The sequence below is a fragment of the Novosphingobium sp. BL-A-41-Hi4A-0G genome, from assembly GCF_055521735.1.
In genome coordinates this window covers 809,570-829,894 of record NZ_CM145501.1, presented here as the reverse complement: position 1 = coordinate 829,894, position 20,325 = coordinate 809,570, and the positions used below count along the sequence as shown (strand labels likewise).

The 20,325-nt window shown below is 63.7% G+C and carries 18 protein-coding genes and 1 other annotated feature; of the genes, 7 read left to right on the top strand and 11 right to left on the bottom strand.

Going from position 1 to position 20,325, the window contains the following annotated elements; translation table 11 throughout:
* The first annotated feature begins 1 nt into the window (after position 1).
* Positions 2-1,114: an adenosine deaminase gene (add, locus tag ACZ1JX_RS04060; RefSeq protein ID WP_465125512.1), complete on the top strand. Its 1,113-nt coding sequence runs from the start codon at positions 2-4 to the stop codon at positions 1,112-1,114.
* Between the two features lie 4 nt (positions 1,115-1,118).
* Here the strand turns inward: add and ACZ1JX_RS04055 are convergent, their stop codons facing one another.
* From ACZ1JX_RS04055 to ACZ1JX_RS04035, 5 genes are all read right to left on the bottom strand, one after another.
* On the bottom strand, positions 1,119-1,916 hold the full coding sequence (locus tag ACZ1JX_RS04055) for a tyrosine-protein phosphatase (RefSeq protein ID WP_465125511.1): 798 nt from the start codon (positions 1,914-1,916) through the stop codon (positions 1,119-1,121).
* A gap of 57 nt (positions 1,917-1,973) precedes the next feature.
* Entirely contained in the window at positions 1,974-2,363 is a 390-nt protein-coding gene (locus ACZ1JX_RS04050) for a response regulator (RefSeq protein ID WP_465125510.1), read from the bottom strand.
* The gene (locus ACZ1JX_RS04045; protein ID WP_465125509.1) at positions 2,360-3,466 is read right to left on the bottom strand and encodes a PAS domain-containing protein; all 1,107 of its coding nucleotides are present in this window, start codon (positions 3,464-3,466) and stop codon (positions 2,360-2,362) included. The genes ACZ1JX_RS04050 and ACZ1JX_RS04045 overlap by 4 nt, the downstream gene beginning before the upstream one ends.
* 72 nt (positions 3,467-3,538) lie before the next feature.
* Positions 3,539-3,910 carry a hotdog fold thioesterase gene (locus ACZ1JX_RS04040; protein ID WP_465125508.1) on the bottom strand — a complete coding sequence of 124 codons (372 nt, stop codon included), beginning with the start codon at positions 3,908-3,910 and terminating at the stop codon, positions 3,539-3,541.
* A gap of 59 nt (positions 3,911-3,969) precedes the next feature.
* The gene (locus tag ACZ1JX_RS04035; protein WP_465125507.1) at positions 3,970-5,172 is read right to left on the bottom strand and encodes a M20 metallopeptidase family protein; all 1,203 of its coding nucleotides are present in this window, start codon (positions 5,170-5,172) and stop codon (positions 3,970-3,972) included.
* A gap of 136 nt (positions 5,173-5,308) precedes the next feature.
* Here ACZ1JX_RS04035 and ACZ1JX_RS04030 point away from each other — a divergent pair, with 136 nt between their 5' ends.
* Both ACZ1JX_RS04030 and ACZ1JX_RS04025 read left to right on the top strand, forming a co-directional pair.
* Positions 5,309-6,556: an acetyl-CoA C-acetyltransferase gene (locus tag ACZ1JX_RS04030; RefSeq protein ID WP_465125506.1), complete on the top strand. Its 1,248-nt coding sequence runs from the start codon at positions 5,309-5,311 to the stop codon at positions 6,554-6,556.
* A gap of 124 nt (positions 6,557-6,680) precedes the next feature.
* Positions 6,681-7,694, top strand: coding sequence for a sensor histidine kinase (locus tag ACZ1JX_RS04025; RefSeq protein ID WP_465125505.1), 1,014 nt, complete (start codon positions 6,681-6,683; stop codon positions 7,692-7,694).
* An 85-nt stretch (positions 7,695-7,779) separates the two neighbouring features.
* Here the strand turns inward: ACZ1JX_RS04025 and ACZ1JX_RS04020 are convergent, their stop codons facing one another.
* Entirely contained in the window at positions 7,780-9,108 is a 1,329-nt protein-coding gene (locus ACZ1JX_RS04020) for a M28 family peptidase (protein WP_465125504.1), read from the bottom strand.
* Positions 9,109-9,243: 135 nt separating this feature from the next.
* On the opposite strand from ACZ1JX_RS04020, the gene ettA reads away from it, so the two are divergent.
* Positions 9,244-10,917, top strand: a complete 1,674-nt coding sequence (gene ettA / locus ACZ1JX_RS04015) for an energy-dependent translational throttle protein EttA (protein ID WP_465125503.1) — start codon at positions 9,244-9,246, stop codon at positions 10,915-10,917.
* A gap of 263 nt (positions 10,918-11,180) precedes the next feature.
* Here ettA and ACZ1JX_RS04010 read toward each other — a convergent pair whose 3' ends face one another.
* Entirely contained in the window at positions 11,181-11,771 is a 591-nt protein-coding gene (locus ACZ1JX_RS04010) for a flavin-binding protein (protein WP_465125502.1), read from the bottom strand.
* A gap of 136 nt (positions 11,772-11,907) precedes the next feature.
* Here ACZ1JX_RS04010 and ACZ1JX_RS04005 point away from each other — a divergent pair, with 136 nt between their 5' ends.
* Positions 11,908-12,984 (top strand): RcnB family protein, encoded by a 1,077-nt coding sequence (locus ACZ1JX_RS04005; protein WP_465125501.1) that lies wholly within the window; start codon positions 11,908-11,910, stop codon positions 12,982-12,984.
* Between the two features lie 73 nt (positions 12,985-13,057).
* Here ACZ1JX_RS04005 and ACZ1JX_RS04000 read toward each other — a convergent pair whose 3' ends face one another.
* Positions 13,058-13,423, bottom strand: a complete 366-nt coding sequence (locus ACZ1JX_RS04000) for a winged helix DNA-binding protein (protein WP_465125500.1) — start codon at positions 13,421-13,423, stop codon at positions 13,058-13,060.
* A gap of 257 nt (positions 13,424-13,680) precedes the next feature.
* Between ACZ1JX_RS04000 and ACZ1JX_RS03995 the strand changes: the two genes are divergently transcribed.
* Entirely contained in the window at positions 13,681-14,358 is a 678-nt protein-coding gene (locus tag ACZ1JX_RS03995; RefSeq protein ID WP_465125499.1) for a prolyl hydroxylase family protein, read from the top strand.
* On the top strand, positions 14,349-16,214 hold the full coding sequence (locus ACZ1JX_RS03990; RefSeq protein WP_465125498.1) for a DUF885 domain-containing protein: 1,866 nt from the start codon (positions 14,349-14,351) through the stop codon (positions 16,212-16,214). The genes ACZ1JX_RS03995 and ACZ1JX_RS03990 overlap by 10 nt, the downstream gene beginning before the upstream one ends.
* Before the next feature lie 200 nt (positions 16,215-16,414).
* On the opposite strand, the gene ACZ1JX_RS03985 is transcribed toward ACZ1JX_RS03990, so the two are convergent.
* The 3 genes from ACZ1JX_RS03985 to ACZ1JX_RS03975 all read right to left on the bottom strand — a co-directional run bounded on the left by ACZ1JX_RS03985 (position 16,415) and on the right by ACZ1JX_RS03975 (position 20,269).
* Positions 16,415-18,022, bottom strand: coding sequence for a lysine--tRNA ligase (locus ACZ1JX_RS03985; RefSeq protein ID WP_465125497.1), 1,608 nt, complete (start codon positions 18,020-18,022; stop codon positions 16,415-16,417).
* Between the two features lie 162 nt (positions 18,023-18,184).
* A protein-coding gene (locus tag ACZ1JX_RS03980; protein WP_465123188.1) for an IS3 family transposase occupies positions 18,185-19,413 on the bottom strand; the annotation gives its coding sequence in 2 pieces (ribosomal slippage) (positions 18,185-19,125 and positions 19,125-19,413; 1,230 coding nt in all).
* Positions 19,018-19,132 (bottom strand) — a sequence feature (AL1L pseudoknot). (Overlaps the previous gene by 115 nt.)
* Positions 19,414-19,468: 55 nt before the next feature.
* The gene (locus ACZ1JX_RS03975) at positions 19,469-20,269 is read right to left on the bottom strand and encodes a flagellin N-terminal helical domain-containing protein (RefSeq protein ID WP_465125496.1); all 801 of its coding nucleotides are present in this window, start codon (positions 20,267-20,269) and stop codon (positions 19,469-19,471) included.
* Positions 20,270-20,325: the final 56 nt, after the last annotated feature.

Sequence of the window (20,325 nt, the reverse complement as noted above, 5' to 3'; positions counted from 1 at the left end):
GATGCATCGCAGGGATTTCGTGAAGGGTTTTGCAGCGCTTGGCGGCGGGCTCATGCTGGGCCGACACGCGAGTGCAGTCGCCCCCGTTACCGATCCGGCGCTGGCAAAGTTCATCCACGACCTGCCCAAAAGCGAATATCACGTCCACCTCGAAGGCACGCTGGAGGCCGAGATGAAGTTTGCGCTGGCAAGGCGCAACGGCATGAACCTGCCCTTTGCCGACGTTGCCGCGATGAAGGCCAGCTACCGGTACCATGACCTGCCTAGCTTCCTCGAGATCTACTACGACGGCATGAAGGTTCTGCAAAAGGAGCCGGACTTCTACGACCTCGCCTATGCGTACCTGTCAAAAGCGGCATCGCAGAACGTGATCTATGCCGAGATGTTCTTCGATCCGCAGGAGCACCTCAAGCGCGGCGTGCCCATGGCAGACGTGATCGGCGGCATCACCCGTGCGCGGCGCGATGCGCAAGAAAAACTCGGCATCCGTTCGCAACTGATCCTGTGCTTCGTCCGCGATCTCTCCGCCGAAAGTGCGATGGCCGCGCTCGATGCCGCGCTGCCGTTCAAGGCCGATCTGGTAGGCGTCGGGCTCGACAGCGACGAGGCCGGCAACCCGCCCGAGAAGTTCCGCGAACACTTCGCCAAGGCCCGCGCCAACGGGCTGAAGGTCACCGCGCATTGTGACGTCGACCAGACCGATACGCTAAAGAACATCCGCACCGTGCTGACCGACCTCAAGGTCGATCGCATCGACCATGGCGGAAACATTGTCCAATCGCCTGAACTCGTCGCAATCGCAAAGGAACGCGGCATCTACTTCACCGTCTGCCCCACCTTCTCAGGAACGCTGCGCCGCACCGAGAAGGTGCCCGTGGACGTCGTCCGGGCGATGCTCGACGCTGGGCTGAAAGTCACGATCTCGTCCGATGACCCGGCCTACATGGGCAGCGAATACATCGACGACGTGCTGATCCGCGCGGTCGACCGCAGCCGCCTTACACGCGAGGAGCTGGTCAGGATGACCCGCTACGGTTTCGAAGCGGCTTGGCTACCTGAGGCAGAAAAGGCCGGGATGATCGCTCGGCTCGACGCCTACGTGAAAACCGCCTAAGCGCTCAGGCCTCGACCAGATTGCGCTCGATCGCTGCCAGCATCTCAGGCGTCACGCCCAGCACATCGCGCGCGTAGGCTTCGACACTGCCATGCCGATCGGCAATCGTGGCAAGGGAGCGGTCGAGGAACTGCGCCTCGACGCCCATCAGCACGCGCACGGCCGCATCGTCCATCGACAGACCGAAGCCTTCACGCACATGCCGCGCGCCTGCCTCGATACGGGCTTCGGCATTGCCGGCCGTGTTGGTCAGCAGATAATCGGCGACCATGTCATCGTGGTGCACGCCAAGCAGGTTGTGAACCAGCGCGGCGGCCAGCCCGGTGCGGTCCTTGCCCGCAAGGCAATGCAGCAGGCTCGGGCTCTCCCGCTCGGCCAGAGCCTTCATGTAGAGCCGGTAGGTACCGACCAGCACAGGTCGGAACGGCAGCGATTCGTAAAGGCGAAGCATGGCATTGCGCGCGTCTTCGGCGGTGCGGACTTGCGCTGCCATTTCCTCATGGACCGCGCGGCCTTCGGCACTTGCCGTTTCGCCAGGATGGAACAGCACGTGGCCGGACCATTCCTCATGGCGCAGACAGGGATTGCCCCGCCGCTCGCTGTCGCCGCGCAGGTCGATCACCGTGGCAATGCCGAGGCCATGGACGACGCCGAGATCTTCGGGCGTCGCCTCGCTGTGCTGGCCGGACCGCCAGAGCACGCCGCGGCGCAACTGCCCTGCTCGCGCGCCGTAGCCGCCGTAATCGCGAAAGTTGTGTATGCCGGCCAGCGTGATCACGCGGGCATCGGTGGAGGTATCCATGGAATCGTCCTTGCCGCCCGCCCCGCCATGCTCGGTAGTCGGATCAGGCGCAAGTCCTCACGGGTGACGCGCAGCCAGCGGTTCAAGCGCACGGGCGACCACGACCGAGGCCGGAGTCGGCTTGGGCACCAGTGTGCCGCCAAGGCTGCGCACAGCCTCGTCCATGCGGTCCAGATCGCCGGTATGGAGCACATAAGGCACGCCCATGTCGGCCAAAGCCCGGGCCACCTGCTCGCAGGTCTGGCCCTGCCCCAGTGACACATCGAGGATAGCTGCAGAAATGGCGTGGTTTCGCACAATGGAAAGCGCTTCGACCAGATCGAGCGCGGTAAGCGGCTTGCACCCTGCGTCCTCCACCGCAAACTCGAGATCGAGCAGGATCAGCGGTTCGTCGTCGAGTACCAGCACGCGGCACGGTTCGCCCGATGAAGGAAGCATGCCGCTCATTCAGCGGACTCCCGCAGCGGAATGTTGAGTTTCGCGCGGAGCCCTTCGCTGTGCCATTCTCTGATGATCCCTCCCCTTGCCATGTCAAGCATCCGATCCACGATTCCATCAGCACCGCTGAAAGCACTGTCATTGTCAGGGACGCCTGAACCGCGTCCGTGTTCCACCCAATCGATGCGAATTGCCGGACCATCGGCTGAACCGTTCTTGCGCCATGCCACGGTGACCCAGCCCTTGTCGGTGCTGAGCGCTCCGTGGCGGATCGCATTGACGGCCAGTTCATGCAGCGAAAGCCCCAGGACAGAGACAGACGCGAAGTCCGAACGCAGCCCATTGCCTTCAAAGCGAATGCGCGTGCCCTCAGGGTCGTAGGGTGCCAGCACCGCGCGGATCGCCTGACCCACTTCGACAGTGCCGCGCCGTGAATCGTCAAGCGTCGTCTCGTAAGCCCGCCCGAGTGCCTGGATGCGGTCGTTGATCTCGCGCGCCTCGGTTTCGATCCCGCGCACGCGGCCGGTGAAATTGACGATGCTGCCGATTACCGCGAACATGTTCTTCATGCGGTGCGAAAGCTCGCGCGCGAGTTCGCGGGCATGTAGCTCGTCGGCTCGCGCGGCGCGCACGTCCGAAACGTCCCACTGGCTGCCGAAGAAATAGACCAGCCGGCCTTCTGCATCATAGACCGGCCCAAGATGCAGCGCGTTCCAGAAGGCCGTGCCATCCTTGCGATAGTTCAGCAGTTCGACGACGGTGACGTCCTCGCGCGCAATGGCGTTGCGGATGCGGGCCAGCGACGAGCGATCGCTGTGCGGCCCTTGCAGGAAACGGCAATTGCGCCCGACAATCTCGTGCTCTTCGTATCCGGTCAGATGGCGGAAGGCGCGGTTGGCAAAGACGATCGGCATGTCGGCCTTGTGCGGATCGCAAAGGCAGATCGCCATGCGCGTCTGCGCCATGGCCTGTTCGAACAGCACGCCGGACGCTCCGGCAAAAGTATCTTCCGGGTGTTGCGCGCGGAAGCGGGCTACCGAGGCGTCAAACGCGGTGTGGGCCTGATCCGTCCGTCCAGGCATGGGGGTATCGTCAAAACTGTTGTGGGTCATATCAGTGGCACCTGCCACCGAAATGCAAACGCTACCGCTTGGTTCCCCTAAAAGGCATTAAAAACAACAGCGTCACTTCCGTTCCAGCGGAATCACAGCCAGCGTCAGCCGGGAAATGCAGACCAGCTTGTCCGCTTCGTCGACAATGCGGATGGACCAGACGTGTGTGCTGCGCCCCAGCGCTTCAGGCCGAGCCGTTGCGTAGACCCACCCATCGCGCACCGGCCGCAAGTGGTTGGCGTTGATCTCCATGCCGACGCAGGCCAACCCTTCCGGATCGATCACCATCGAGCCGGCCATCGAACCGATCGTCTCTGCCAGCGCCACCGAAGCGCCGCCGTGCAGTCGTCCGAAAGGTTGGTGGGTGCGATGATCCACCGGCATCCGCGCGCTGATCCAGTCCTCTCCGCAATCGACGAACTCGATCCCGAGATGCGCGGGCATCGAGGAACTCCCGAGACGCGTCAGCCGCTCGAGCGAAGGCATTTCCCCATTCCACCAGATCACGCAGCAAAACCCTCGCGCAGGAATTTCTCGGCGCAGCCTGCCAGCACGGCGGTGCCCAGCGGCAGGACGCTTTCATCGACCATCATCCGCGTCGAATGGATCGAGCAGCACGAGCGCCAGTCCACGCCCTCGTGAGCCACGCCAAGGAAGAACATCGCACCGGGCACTTTCTCCAGCACATAGGAGAAATCTTCGGCCCCCATGATCGGATTGTCGAGGCGGTGGAAGCCTTGCTCGCCGGTCAGTTCGCGAACCACCTGCTCGCCAAGGTCCACCGCGCGCCCGTCGCATACCGTCACCGGGAAGCCCGGCGTGATCGTGACGTCGGCAGTCATGCCGTGGGCCGCTGCGATATGCTGTGCCGCGTGCTCCAGCACTTCGCGCAGGCGAGCGCGGTTCGTGGGCGAAAGCGTGCGCAGGGTGCCGCGCATCGCCACGCGGTCGGCAATCACGTTGTGGGCAGTGCCCGCCTCGATCTTGGCGACAGTCGCCACCACCGGATCGCTCACCGGAAACTTGCGCGTTACCAGCGACTGCAACGCGGTGACGATCTCGCAGGCCACCGGCACCGGATCGAGCGCGTCGTGAGGCATCGAGGCGTGGCCGCCGCGTCCCTGCACGACAATGTCGAACTGGTCGGCCGAAGCAAGCAAGGCACCTGTGCGCCCGGCCACGAGCCCGTGCGGGCTGTTGGGCATCACGTGCAGGGCAAAGGCGGCATCGGGCAACGGATCGATCAGCCCATCATCCAGCATGAACCGCGCGCCGTGGAAGCCTTCCTCGCCCGGCTGGAACATGAACTGCACTTCGCCCGCCAACCGGTCGGCCCGTGCGCAAAGCAGTTCTGCCGCGCCAGCCAGCATTGCGGTGTGGGTATCGTGCCCGCAGGCGTGCATCGCGCCGGGGATGGTCGAGGCGAAATCGAGCCCAGTCTCCTCGTTCATCGGCAGCGCGTCCATGTCACCGCGCAGCAATACCCGGCGACCGGGCCCCGCCTTGCCTTTCAGCGTTGCAACAAGACCCGTCGTCGACGGCCCTTCGCGCCATTCGAGCGGCAGATGGGCAAGCGCCGCCCGCACCTTGTCGCGCGTCTTCGGGGTCTGCAGGCCAAGCTCGGGCTCGGCGTGGATCGCGCGGCGCAGGGCGACAATGGCATCGGAAAACCCGCGTGCCTGTTCGAGCAGTTCGTGATGAAGCATGAAGGCCTCTCGTGAAGGGATAGTGCCAAGGCTGGCACGTTGCGGGGCCGCTGTCGAGCCTTCGGGATAGGGCTTGCACGAGTGGGCAAGACAAGTTAATCGTTCGGTTAAATAATTCCAGACGGAGAGAGTCCCGATGCCCGAAGCCTATATAATCGACGCCGTCCGCACCCCGCGCGGGGTTGGCAAGCCCGGCAAGGGCGCGCTTTCGCACCTGCACCCGCAGCACCTTGCCGCCACCGTACTCAAGGCGTTGAAAGACCGCAACAATCTCGACACTTCGACGGTCGATGACATCATCTGGTCGACCTCCTCGCAGGTAGGCAAGCAGGGTGGCGACCTTGGCCGTATGGCCGCTCTGGCGGCGGGCTATGACATCTCGGCCTCGGGCACCACGCTCGACCGCTTCTGCGGCGGCGGCATCACCTCGGTGAACCTCGCCTGCGCATCGGTCATGTCCGGCATGGAAGACTGCGTGATCGCTGGCGGCACCGAGATGATGAGCTTCACTGCTGCCCATGGCGCAGAACAGGCCAACGCGGGCATCCGGCCGCTCGGCATGGGTTCGGGCAACATGGAACTCGATGCGATCCATCCGCAATCGCATCAGGGCGTGTGCGGCGATGCGATTGCCGCGCGCGAAGGGATCGACCGTCAGGCGCTCGACGCCCTCGCCCTCGTCAGCCAGGAGCGCGCCGACCGCGCGATCCGCGAAGGTCGCTTCAACAAGTCAGTGGTCACCGTCTACAACCCGGACGGTACCGTGGCGCTCGATCACGAGGAATTCCCGCGTCCCGAAACCACGATGGAAGGGCTGTCCTCGCTCAAGGCCAGTTTTGACGGCATCGCCGACTTCGACCTTGGCGGCACGACGTTCCGCAAGCAGATCCAGCGCCGCTATCCCGAACTGGAATGGAAGGGCGTGCACCACGCCGGCAACTCCTCGGGCGTTGTCGACGGTGCGGCCGCGCTGCTGATCGTCTCGCCCGCCTACGCCGAACAGCACGGACTCAAGCCGCGTGCGCGCATCGTTGCCTACGCCAACCAGGGCGATGATCCCACGCTTATGCTCAACGCCCCGGTCCCGGCCGCGAAGAAGGTGCTGGCCAAGGCAGGCCTGAGCAAGGAAGACATCGACGTCTGGGAAATCAACGAAGCCTTTGCCGTCGTTGCCGAAAAGTTCATCCGCGACCTCGAACTCGACCGCGACAAGGTCAACATCAACGGCGGCGCCATGGCTCTCGGCCACCCGATCGGTGCGACCGGATCGATCCTCATCGGCACCGCGCTGGACGAGCTCGAGCGCTCGGGCGGACGCTACGGCCTCGTCACGATGTGCGCCGCCGGCGGCATGGCCCCGGCAATCATCATCGAGCGCATCTGATCGACTAAAGTAAGTTGCTGAAAGCATTAAGGGGTCGGCATCGAGGATGTCGGCCCCTTCTTTTCATCCAGTTGCAATTGTTACGTTGCAAAGCGCTGCGGCCAATGGCAGTCGTCAGCGCAAGATGACAAGTTTTCCGCGCACTCTTATCCGGCCGCTCAGCGGAAGACTGTCGGGTTATGCTTTTTCGATTGCACTCGTAGCACTTGCAACCCTGATACGGCATGCGTCCGAGCATATTCTCCCGCCCGGCTTTCCGTTCCTCACCTTTTTCCCGGCGGTCATCGTCACCACCTTCGTCGCGGGACGCGGACCGGGTGCGCTGTGCGGGTTGCTGAGCCTGCTGTCCTCCTGGTACTTCTTTATCCCCCCTGCGAATTCCTTCGCCCTGTCATGGCCCGTCGCCACTGCCCTTCTGTTCTTTGCAGCAGTCGTAGTGGTCGACATCCTTTTGATCGACGGGCTCCAGCAGCGGCAGGAACGCCTGCTCGAAAGCCAGCGTCAGCTTGCTGCCATGGCTGACCAGCAAACTCTGCTTTTCAAGGAGTTGCAGCACCGCGTTGCCAACAACCTCGCCTCGGTCTCATCGATGCTCCGCCTGCAGCGCCGCCAGATCGAGCGTGCGCCAGAGACCGCGCTCGCCGTGCTGGAAAGCGCCGACCAGCGGATCGAACTGATGGGCCGCGTCCACCGCCAGCTCTACGATCCCGCCGCCAGCGGCCTCCCCCTGCCCGAACAGATCGAGAGCGTGGTTGCCCAAGCCAAGGACGTGGCCGAAGCCGCGCATGTCTCGGTTCCGGTGAATGCGGTCGACGCCCGGCTGGCCATCGACCGGATGATGACGCTGATGTTGCTGATCACCGAAGTGCTCAACAACAGCATCAAGCATGCCTTTGCCGATGGCCAATCCGGCGAAGTCCGGCTGCAACTGGAGCGGGTCGCGGAAGGGCAGCTGCGCCTGACCATTGCCGACAACGGACGCGGACTTTCAGCCGATCCTGACGCGCAGGTTCCACGCCATCGCGGGCTCGGAACCACGATTATCCGCGGCTTTGCCGCACAGCTCGGCGGCACGGTGACCATCGACGGGACAAGTGGCGTGACCACCGTCGTCGAGTTTCCCGAAGACGCGCGGTAACTTTCCAACTCTCCGAGGCCAACGGGCAACTCCCCCCCAACTCCTCGAGGCAAAGCCCCAACTCGGGCCCGCCATTGCACAGCCGTCAGGGGGCAGATGCGATCGGCCCCGCCTCGTTCGCAACGATCTTCAGAACCTCGGTCCAGGCCACGACATTTTGCGCCAGATCGGAAGGATCGACCTTGTCGAGGGTATCGTCCGGGGTGTGGTGCAGGTCGAAGTAGTAGGTGCCGTCCTGGTTGAGATCGACCACGCTGAGCTTCTGCTTTTCGATCACCGGTTCGACGTCCGTCCCGCCATCCGCCTTGCCACTCCCGCGCACGACTCCCATGGGCGAAAGCGCGGCGGCGATGCGGTCGGTCAGGGCCTTGTCGCCCATGTTGAACTGCACGCGCCAGACCTTGCCCGCCCCGAAATCGCTTTCCATGGCAAGGGCATGAGGCTCGGCGTGACGTTCGGCATAGGCCTTGCCTCCAAACCCGCCGATCTCTTCAGACCCGGCCCAGAGCACGCGAATGGTGCGCAAGGGCGTGCCGCCTTCCTGCGCTTTCAGTGCGGCGGCGGTGATGATTGCGCAGCCAGCCGCATCGTCGATCGCGCCGGTGCCGAGATCCCAGCTGTCGAGATGGCAGCCAAGCAGGATCGGCGGGAGCGAGGGATCGCGGCCGGGGAGATCACCGATCACGTTGCCCGACGTCATGCCCTCGGTGGTCTTGCCGGTGAGCGTCAGGTTGAGGCGGATGGGTTTGCCGCTGCGGGCGATGCGGGCGATCAGGTCGGCGTCGGGGTTGGAGACGGCACCCGCCGGTATCGGCTTGATTCCATCAGGAAAATTGGTGCCGCCGGTGTGCGGGTTGCGATGGCTGTCGGTACCGATGGAGCGGATCACTACACCAAGAGCGCCCTTCGCCGACGCGATCCCCGGCCCGGCGCGGCGGACCTGACCGTAGGGGCCGTAGCCACTGCCGTCCTGGCTGCGTTTCATGGCGTGATCGATGAAGGCGATCTTGCCGGTGAGCGAGCCTGCGGGCGCGGCCTTGAGCGCATCAAGTGTCGGGAAATAGACGACTTCGCCTTCGATTCCCTTGTCCGGCGTGGTGCCGCTGTAACCAAGGGCAGTGACGGCCAGCCTGAACGGGATCGGGGCGATGAGGCTCGCCTCGTCCTTTCCGCGCACGTAGCCGCGGATCGGGAAGGGTTCGACCGAGACCTTGCTGAAGCCGAGCGCCTTGAGCCTTGCTTCGGCCCAGACCCGCGCGCGGGCTTCGCCCTCGCTGCCGGCAAGGCGCGGTCCGACTTCGCTGGTGAGGCCTGCGAGCAGATCCCACGCTACGTCGCCCTTGGCATCCTGCGCGTAAGCGGTTGAAGAACAAAGGGCGGTGGTGAGCGCAAAGGCGCGGAGGTTGTTTCGCATGGCTCTTGCTATCGCTCGGGCCACGGCCTGCCAAGCCCCGTCCCGCGCCCTTGTCAGACATGCCGCGCTTGCCCCACCCCCCGCGCTCGGATAGAGGGCGCGCAACAGTTTTTGCCTTCTACCCAAGGACCCGAGATGGCTGCCCAATACGCCTACGTCATGAAGGACATGACGAAGACCTTCCCCGGCGCGCAGAAGCCGGTGCTGAGCAATATCAACCTGCAGTTCTACCAAGGTGCCAAGATCGGCATCGTCGGCCCGAACGGCGCTGGTAAATCGACCCTGATCAAGATCATGGCTGGTATCGACAAGGACTTCACCGGCGAAGCCTGGCCGGGCGAGAACATCACCGTCGGCTACCTTGAACAGGAACCGCAGCTCGACGAGAGCAAGACCGTGCTCGAGAACGTCAAGGACGGCGCGCGCGAGATTGCCGACATGGTCGAGCGTTTTAATGCGATCGGCATGGAAATGGCCGAAGAAGACGCCGACTTCGACGCGTTGGGCGCAGAGATGGCCGAGTTGCAGGACAAGATCGACGCGGTCGATGGCTGGACGCTCGACAACCAGCTTGAGATTGCCATGGAAGCGCTGCGCTGCCCGCCGGGCGACTGGTCGGTGGCAAGCCTTTCGGGCGGTGAGAAGCGCCGTATCGCGCTGACCCGCCTTCTCATCCAGAAGCCCTCGATCCTGCTGCTCGACGAACCGACCAACCACCTTGACGCAGAATCCGTCGAATGGCTGGAAAACCATCTGAAAGACTATGCCGGTGCGGTGCTGATGATCACCCACGACCGCTACTTCCTTGACAACGTGGTGGGCTGGATCCTCGAACTCGACCGCGGAAAGTACTTCCCCTACGAGGGCAACTACTCGACCTACCTCGAGACCAAGGCCAAGCGCATGGCCCAGGAAGAGCGCGAGGAAAGCGGCAAACAGAAGGCGCTGCAGCGCGAACTCGAGTGGATTCGCCAGACCCCGGCGGCGCGCCAGACCAAGTCCAAGGCGCGTATCCGCAAGTTCGAGGAACTGCAGAACGCCCAGGACAACCGCCCGATCGGCAAGGCCCAGATCGTCATCCAGGTGCCCGAGCGCCTTGGCGGCAAGGTGATCGAGGTCAAGAACATCTCGAAGGCCTATGGCGACAAGCTGCTGTTCGAAGACCTTTCGTTCATGCTGCCGCCCGGTGGCATCGTTGGCGTGATCGGGCCGAACGGCGCGGGCAAGTCGACGCTGTTCAAGATCCTCACCGGCAAGGAACAGCCCGACAGCGGCACCGTCGAAATCGGTTCGACCGTCCACCTCGGCTATGTCGACCAGAGCCGCGACGACCTGAACCCCGCCAACAACGTGTGGCAGGAAATCTCCGACGGCCTCGATTACATGAAGGTCAACGGGCAGGACATGAGCACGCGTGCCTATGTCGGCGCGTTCAACTTCAAGGGGCCGGACCAGCAGAAGAACGTCGGCAAGCTTTCGGGTGGTGAACGCAACCGCGTGCACATGGCCAAGATGCTGAAGGCAGGCGGCAACGTGCTGCTGCTCGACGAACCGACCAACGACCTCGACGTCGAAACGCTGGCGGCGCTGGAAGACGCGATCGAGAACTTCGCCGGTTGCGCCGTGGTCATCTCGCACGACCGCTTCTTCCTTGACCGTCTGGCCACGCATATCCTCGCGTTCGAAGGCAACAGCCACGTCGAATGGTTCGAAGGCAACTTCGCGGCCTATGAAGAAGACAAGCGCCGCCGTCTGGGCGATGCTGCGGATCGTCCGACCGCGCTGGCGTACAAGAAGCTGACGCGCTGATCTTACGCGGTTTGTGATTGGAGCGCCCCGTCGGTCTTTGTGGCTGGCGGGGCGTTTTTTGTTTCTCGCAGAGACGCAGAGAAGAAAAGGGAGACGCAGAGGGGAAGTAAGTGCGGCGAAGCCGCTTTGTTGATCAGAGGTCGAATACAGCGAAAACTACAGAGTTTCAGAGCGGCTGCGCCGCGCGCGCTACATCTTCGCGTCTCCCCTTTCTTCTCTGCGTCTCTGCGAGAGACCTCCTGCCTTCCATCCCGAAGCAACCGTCACGGCGCCAGCCATTCCCCACGCCATGGCGCGCTTGCATCAGGCCGGGTGAAGCGGGCGCGGATCCCGCCTTCGTGGGTGAGGTGGAGCCAGTCAAGCGAGCGGACTTCGACGAGCAGGACGCAGAAGTTCTCGCGCGCGGGGAGCGTTTCGTCGAGCGTCGGTGCGCGGTGGAGCAGATGGTCCGGCAGCGCTGAACCGGGGGCGGCAAGGACGCCCGAGGGACCTGTTCCTGCGAGGTAGCAGCGGCGACTGGAGGCGGTGGCGCGCTCCCACGCGGCGTCGGCTGTTGGGCCGCAATGTTCGATCCGCCCTTCCCCGCGCATGCGCAACTGGACGCGATCGGCGGGGTCATAGGCGAGCACGCCGACAGGTGCGCCCGCGCCGATCCTGTCCGCCTTGGGGCTGCGCAAATCGGTATGGAAGCGCAAGGTGGCAAGGCCCTCGCTGGCCTCGCGCAGGACCATGACGCGCATGTCCGCTTCAGGCGTTGCAACGACCGGGGTGTGCATCGCGTGGTGGCGATCGCGTGCCGCCGTCTGGAGCCTTGAAACTGCATCGGCAAGGACGCTGTCGAGCGTCAAATCCATTCATCTTTCTCCAACCGAACATGAACGAAAAGCTATCACACCGGTTCAGACTTGGGACAGCGCGAATCATCTAACAAGACGACATCACGGATCGCGGAACGATTTGCGATCTGGTTATCGGGAAAGGTCGGCGACCATGTTGCCCAAGTCAATCTTCAGAAGCAGCGCGCTCGCGGCGCTGGCCGTGGCGATGACCGCGACGGCAATTCCTTCGGCGGCATTCGCGCAGTCCGAGCAGCGCGAAGAGCGCGGGCGGGGCTGGCAGCGTGGTGGCGGCGACTTTCGCAACCAGCAGGCAGGTCAGGGCCAGCGCCCGGAATGGCGCCGTGAACCACAGGGCGAAGCGCGTCCTCAACGCCAGCCGCAGCCGCAACCTCAGTTCCGGCCGCATTTGCCGCCACAGGCACAGGCACAGCCTCAGCGTTCGCCATGGGGCGGTTCCAACCCGCAGGCACAGCAGCGCCCTGACAGGCCTGCGCAGCCGGCATGGCAGGGCCGTGCCGAGGGTTCGCAGCGCGACTGGGGTCGTTCACAGGGCCGTGACTGGCAGTCGGGCACGGTGAACCGTCCTGCTCCGGACCGTGCAGGGACACCTGCGGTGCCGCAGCGCGGTTGGGACGGGACACGGTGGAACGGGACCAACCCCGATGCCGGCCGCAACTGGAATCGCGATGGCCGTGACCGCGATGGCCGCGACTGGAACCGGGATGGCCGCGACCGCAACGGTCGTGACCTGAACCGTGACGGGCGCGAATGGAACCGTGATGGACGGGAGTGGAACCGTGACCGTAACGGCACATACAGCGACCGCAACCGCAACCGCGATTACCGGGGCAACGACAGCTGGCGCAACGACAACTGGCGGCGCGACAACTGGCGCAACCATGGTGCCGCGGACTATCGCCGCTGGAGCAACGACTGGCGCCGTGACAACCGCTACAACTGGAGCCACTATCGCTCTGTCAATCGCGGCATCTACCGCCTGCCCCGTTACTACGCACCCTATCGCGGGTACAACTACAACCGCCTGTCGATCGGGATATTCCTGAACTCGGGCTTCTATGGCCAGAACTACTGGATCAACGATCCATGGTCCTATCGCCTGCCACCGGCCTATGGCGGCTATCGCTGGGTGCGGTACTGGGACGACGTGCTGCTGGTCGACACATACTCGGGCGAAGTGGTGGACGTGATCTACGACTTCTTCTGGTAAGTCCGGCGTAACCTGAAAGGCCCCTGCACCGATCGGTGCGGGGGCCTTTTGCTAATGTGAATGAGAGCAAAGGTTAAAGGCCAGTGGCCGAAAGTGCTTTCAGCACGCTGCGCATCAGATTTCGACCTTCGTCCGTCAGGCGGACGTAGCGGCGACGCGCATCATTCGTATCCGCTTCGCGATAGACGAGGTTGTCCTCTTCCAGCCGAGCGATCCAGCGCAGGATCGTGGTTGAAGGAACGCCCGCATCAAGGCACACGCTCGAAACCTGGATCTCGGTGCGACGACGATCGGCAATGTACAGATCAAGAAGGATATCCCACCCAGGTTCGCCGAACAGGCTCTTTCGTCCTGAAATGGCATCGCGCTTCCGGCGCAGGGCGTAAAGCGCTACGGCCAGACGCAGGCTTTCGGGATCGTGATCGGAAATGGCGTCCAAGCAATGCTCCCGGGCGGGCGACAACTGACCTTGGCATCGGGGCAAAACCCTTGCGCTGAAGGGCGGCAGACGGCACCTTTAACGCGCATGTCCGACCGACGTTCGTGATCAATTGGCGACCGCTTACAAGTTCGACTGCGCCCGTGGTTAACGCAATCAGTTGCAGAATGCTTTATGAAATTCGTATCATGCGTCCAATTCGGACCAATTGATCTGGTGAGACAGAACATCAGTGCTAGAATATGAGACGCCCGAGTATGGCCTTGTTTGCAAAGAAGTCCCAATCAACTGCCGAGACGAGCGCACTTCGCAAGGTTGGCGAAACTGTTCGGAAACGTCTTCAGCAGGACGCCGGCGTTTACCGGATTCCACGCGACGAGCTTGAAATATTTGGCGTTGCCGACTTTTTCTCGAAGGCCGAATGTGATCGCCTGATTGCCATCGTTGATGCCGTGGCGCGGCCCTCGCCCACATACAAGGGTAGCGACGCGACGGGGCGAACGAGTTACACCGGTGACGTCGATCCATTCGATCCGTTCGTGCTGATGTTGCAGCGGCGGATCGACGATCTGATGGGCATCGATCCCGCGCTGGGCGAGACGATCCAGGGGCAACGCTATGAACCGGGACAGGAGTTTCGCGGACACTATGACCATTTCCTGCCCTCGCAGCCGTTCTGGAACGCGGAACAGAAGCGCGGGGGACAGCGTAGTTGGACGGCAATGGCCTATCTCAACGCCGTGGAGGAAGGCGGGACGACTGACTTTCCCCGCGTCGACCTTTCGATACCGCCCCAGCCGGGCGCCCTGCTGATCTGGAACAACATGAAGCCTGATGGCACGCCCAACCCCAACGCGATGCACGCCGGCATGCCGGTGGTGAAAGGCGTGAAGTACGTCCTGACCAAATGGTACCGGGCGCGCCCGTGGCAGTAGGCCTGCGCGCGACACTGACCGGGCTTGCACTGGCGCTCGCTCTGGCTGCGCCCGGGGGCGCGGCGTTTGGCCATGCGCTGGCCGACGAACACGCTATCGCCCGGATCGACGCAGAGCCGTCGCCCTCGCCACAGCTTTCGCAGAATGCCTTGCTCGACCGGCTGTTCGCCGATGAAATGCGGCGCGGCTTCGCGCTCGATCCGCTGGGCGCGCTGCAGCAGGGGCAGAAGGTTTCGGCAGACGAGTTGCTGATGCTGTTCACGCCGCAGCTGGCGGCCGAGCGGCGAGAGGCCAATGCCGATGTGCTGGCGCGGCTGGCGCAGATCGATCCGGCGCGGCTGGACGAGGGGCACCGCATCTCGCGCGCGGTCATGGAGGACGCCAAGCGGACCGAGCAGGCGCTGCTGGCTCCGGAAACGCAGACCTTGCTGGAATTGCGGCCGTTCAATCACTTCGGCGGCTTCCACGTCGCCTACCCCGAGCTGTCATCGCCCGGCAGCGGCGTGGCGCTCGACACGACGGGCGATTATGAGCTGCTGATCGCGCGCCACCGGGTGCTGGGTCGCGTGTTCGACAACGCCATCGCCCGCTTCCGCGAGGGGATGGCCACTGGCGTGACCGAGCCGCGGCTCACCGTGGACAACATGGTCGCGCAGATCGATGCGCTGCTCGCCCAGCCGATGGAGCGCTCGCCGTTCATGTCACCGGCGCGCAGCTTCCCGCAGGACGTGCCGGTGAGCGAGCGCGTCCGGTTGCGGCGGGAACTGGGCAACGCGGTGCGACATGATGTCTATCCCGCCTACCGGACGCTGCGCCGGTTTCTTGCCAATGAGTATCGTCCGGTCGCGCGCGAACAGGTGGGGCTTTCGGCCCTGCCCGGCGGGGCGGAACTCTATCGCGAGCTGGTGCGGGCGAATACGACGCTCGATCTCGATCCCGCGGCGGTCCATGACCTGGGCCTTCGCGAGGTGGCGCGCATCCAGCGCGAGATGGAGATGGTAAAGAACGAGCTGGGCTTTGCGGGGCCCTTGCGCGCCTTCTTCGACGATCTGCGCGCCAATCCACGCTATCATCCCAGGACCGAGGCGGATCTGGCCGAGGGCTTCCGGCTGGCGGCGCGCAGGGTCGATGCGCTGGCGCCGCGCTACTTCCTGCACCTGCCGCGCACCCAGCTGCAGATCCAGCCCTACCCGGCCTATCGCGCGAAGTTCGAGGCGGGCGGAAGCTATGCGCAAGGATCGCCCGACGGATCGATACCGGGGACGTTCTTCTTCAATACCTATGACCTCAAGAGCCGGTTCCTGACCGGGATGACAACGCTTTACATGCACGAGGGTGCGCCGGGGCATCACTTCCAGATCAGTCTGGCGCAGGAGAATTCGAGCCTGCCCGACTTCCAGCGGTTTGGCGGAAACACGGCCTATATCGAAGGCTGGGCGCTCTATGCCGAAACGCTAGGCTACGAGATGGGATTCTACAAGGACCCGATGCAGCACTGGGGCACGCTCGACGACGAGATGCTGCGGGCGATGCGGCTGGTCGTCGATACCGGGCTGCACACCAAGGGCTGGAGCCGTGAGCAGGCGGTGGACTACATGCTCGCGAACTCAGGCATGGGGCGCAGCGACGCAGAAGCGGAAGTGGACCGCTATGTCGCGGTGCCGGGTCAGGCGCTTTCGTACAAGATCGGCGCGCTGACGATCCAGCGGCTGCGCAAGGAGGCCGAAGGCGCGCTGGGGCGCAAGTTCGACATCCGGCAGTTCCACGATCAGGTTCTGGGCAGCGGGGCTTTGCCGATGGCGGTGCTTGAGGGCAAGGTGCGCGGGTGGATTGCGCGGACGCGGGCGGCGCGGTGACACCCTTCGACAGGCTCAGGGTGATGCTTCGACAAGCTCAGCATGAGCGGAGTTTGGCGATAGCGCCTTCTGTGTTAGCAGCTGTTGCTGGCCCACCCCCAACCCCTCCCGCCTGCGGGAGGGGAGAAAGTAGTTACCTCACCCCCGCTCGTCCTGAGCCTGTCGAAGGACGTTGGCTCAGAACGAACGGGTGAGACCTGTCAGTCGCCCAGCGCTTCGGCGATCAGTTTGCGGGTGTTGGTGACGCCATAGAGCGCGATGAAGCTGCCCATGCGAGGGCCGGCGCTGGAACCAAGAAGGGTTTCGTAGAGCGCCTTGAACCAGTCGCGGAGCGTTTCGAAGCCGTAGTGCGGGTCCTTGCCGATCTCGTAGACGATGTTCTGGAGTTCTTCGGCGGTGGCGTCGTCCGAGGTTCCAGCGAGTTCCTCATCGAGCGCGGCAAGGGCTTTCGCCTCGTTCTCCTCCGGCTTGCGGCGCTGTAGCGTGGGAGCGATGAAATCGCGGTTGTAGGCGAGCGCGCGGGTAACCAGGCCATCGAGCGCGGGGTGCGCAGCAGGGTCGGCGTTCTCGACATAGTTGCCGAGATAGGACCAGACCTGATCGCGCGTGGCCTGCGCGCCGAGCACGCCGACGAGATTGAGCAGGAGGCCGTAGGTGACCGGCAGGCTCTCCCCCTCGCCGCCATGGTAGCCGTTTGTGCGCAGCAAGTGCCACACAGGGTTGCCGAGCTGCTGCTCGACCGGCTGGCCGGGGATCTTTTCACGGAACTGCCAGTATTCGTCGACCGCGCGGGGGATGATCCCGACGTGGAGCGACTTGGCGCTCTTGGGTTCGCGGAACAGGTAGAAGCCGAGCGATTCCTCGCTGCCGTATTCAAGCCACTGCTCGATCGTCAGGCCGTTGCCCTTGGACTTGGAGATCTTCTCGCCCTTCTCATCGAGGAAGAGTTCGTAGATCAGGCCTTCGGGGCGCTGGCCTCCGAGCACGCGAGCGATCTTGCCGGACTGGGTGACGCTGTCGGTAAGATCCTTGCCGCACATTTCGTAATCGACGCCAAGCGCGACCCAGCGCATCGCCCAGTCAACCTTCCACTGCAGCTTGGACCAGCCGCCGAGGATCGTGTGTTCGATGGTTTTGCCGTTGCTGTCGGTGAAGCGGACGATCCCGGCTTCGGCGTCAACCACTTCGACCGGGACCTGCAGGACCTCGCCGGTGGTGGGCGAGACCGGCAGGACCGGCGAGTAGGTCTTGCGGCGTTCTTCGCGCAAGGTTGGGAGCATGATGTCCATGATTGCCTGCCAGTTGCGCAGGACGTTCTTCAGCGCGTCATCGAATTCGCCCGAATTGTAACGATCGGAGGCCGAGACGAATTCGTAGTCGAATCCGAAGCGATCGAGAAAATCGCGCAGCATCGCGTTGTTGTGGTGCGCGAAGCTTTCGAACTTCTCGAACGGATCGGGAATGCGGCTGAGCGGATGGCCGAGGTGGGCATCGAGCAGCGCCTTGTTGGGCACGTTGTCGGGCACCTTGCGCAGGCCGTCCATGTCATCGGAAAAGGCGACTAGGCGCGTGGGGTGGCCGCCAGTGAGCACTTCATAGGCGCGACGCACGAAGGTAGTGCGCAGGACTTCCTGGAAGGTGCCGATATGAGGGAGGCCCGAGGGGCCGTAACCGGTCTCGAACAGTACCGGGACCAGTGCGCCGGACGCATCGCGTTTGCCGCCGGGATACCGCTTGATGATCTTGCGGGCTTCCTCGAAGGGCCAAGCCTTGGAGGTCTGTGCGGCGGTGTGGATTGCATCGGTCATAGTGCCCGCCCTTTTGCGCGTGGGGGCGGTTGGTGCAAGTGAAAAGGGGGTAATCAAGCGAACGCCGAAAGGGCGGAACCGCGCGCACGCGGCCCCGCCCTTCCGTGGAGGCTTCTGAGGGAGTGAACCGCCCCGGCTTTCCCGGAGGCATTTTCAATTGAGTCATGCGACCATATCGAGGGTCTCGTTGGCCGCATAGTAGTTGGCTTCGGCTTCGGCGGGTGGGATGTGCCCGATGGGTCCGAACAGGCGGTGATTGTTGAACCAGTCCACCCAGCGCAGCGTTGCCATTTCCACGGCCGATGCGCTCGGCCATGAGCGCTGCCGCCAGATGACCTCGGCCTTATAGAGACCGTTGATGGTCTCGGCCAAGGCGTTGTCATAGCTGTCGCCGACGCTGCCCACAGACGGCACGAGGTTGGCTTCGGCCAGACGCTGCGTGTAGTTCATCGCCAGGTATTGAACGCCCCTGTCGCTGTGGTGGATCAAGCCATCATCTGGACTTGGCCTGCGGGCATGGATCGCCTGCTCCAGGGCATCCAGTACGAAGCCCGCCGTGGCGCTGGTGCTGACCTTCCAGCCCACAATCCGGCGGGCGAAGGCATCGATCACGAACGCGACATAGACGAACCCGGCCCAGGTATGGACGTAGGTGAAGTCGACCACCCACAGCGCATTGGGCCGGCTGACGCGGAACTCGCGGTTGACCTTGTCCAGCGGGCACGGTGCCTTGGGGTTGCTGATGGTCGTCACCGTCGTCTTGCCCCGGCGCACGCCTGCCAGGCCCATGGTGCGCATCAGCCGCTCGACGGTGCACTTGGCCACCTTGATCCCCTCGCGGCGCATCTGGTGCCAGACCTTGCGGGCACCATAGAGGCCAAAGCTGTTCTCGTGGACGCGCTTGATCGCCTCGCGCATCTCGTCATCGCGCCGGACACGGGCGGGGCGCCTGCCGGGATCGGCAAGGCGGGCGGCATATTCGTGGTAGGAGGAAGGGGCGATTGCCAGTTCCCGGCAGATCGGCTCGATACCCAATTCCTTCCGGTGAGCGTCGATGAACGACATCACCATTTGCCGTGGCGGTCGAGCTCCGCCTGCGCAAAATATGCCGAGGCTTTGCGAAGGATCTCGTTGGCCCGGCGCAGTTCCTTGACCTCGCGCTCCAGGGCCTTGACCCGATCACGATCACTGACAGCCTGCGCCGCTGGCCCTGCTCGTCGGCTCGCCTCCTCACGGCACCAGCGGCGCAGTGTCTCGGTCGTGCAGCCAACCTTCCCGGCGATCGACGTCATCGCCGCCCACTCCGACGGGTAATCTCCCCGGTGCTCCTCCACCATCCGCACCGCACGGTCGCGAAACTCAGGCGAGAACTTGTTCCTTGTAGCGCTCATCGTGGCTCCTTCTCACAGATAGGAGCCTCCGGGAAAGCCGGGGCGGTTCACAGGCTTATTTCAGAAGCGAGAGGACGTTCTGCTGGGCCTGGTTGGCCTGAGCAATCATTGCGGTCGAGGCCTGCGAAAGGATCTGGGCCTTGGCCATGGCGGTGGTTTCCGCCGAATAGTCGGTATCCATGATCCGCGAGCGGGCATCGGACAGGTTGGTGACGTTGTCGTTCAGGTTGTTGATCACCGATTCCAGCCGGTTCTGGGCGGCACCGAACGAAGCGCGGGCGGCGCTGACTTCGGCGAGCGAGGTATCGACATCGTCCATCGTGGTGCTGGCATTGCCAACGCTAGTCACGTCAAACGCGACATCGGCGATGCCCTTGCTGGTGATGGTGACAACATCGGTGGTCTCTGCGCCAACCTGAATGTCAAACGTGGTGTCGGCCGTGCCGAAGACGTTGTTGCCGTTGAACTTCACGTTGTTCAGCACGTCGTTGATCTGGGTGTTCAGTTCCTGGACTTCGGCGTCCATATATTCGCGGTCGGTGTCCTGATAGGTCGCCGACTTGGACTGCACGGCCAATTCGCGGACCCGCTGCAGCATGGCGGTGACTTCGTTCAGCGCGCCGTCGGCGGTCTGGGCAAAAGAGATGCCGTCATTGGCGTTGCGGATGCCCTGGCCCATGCCCTTGATCTGCGAGGTCATCGTGGTGCTGATCGCGAGGCCTGCGGCATCGTCCTTGGCGCCGTTGATGCGCTTGCCGGTTGAGAGGCGCTCCATCGCGCTGCCGAGCATCTTGTTAGCCGAGTTCGAAGCATTGGTCGCGCGGATGGCGCTGATGTTGGTGTTGATGACTGCCATGTCCCATTCTCCACTATGGGCCGGAGCGTGACTGCGAAATGCTCCGGTTTCTGTAA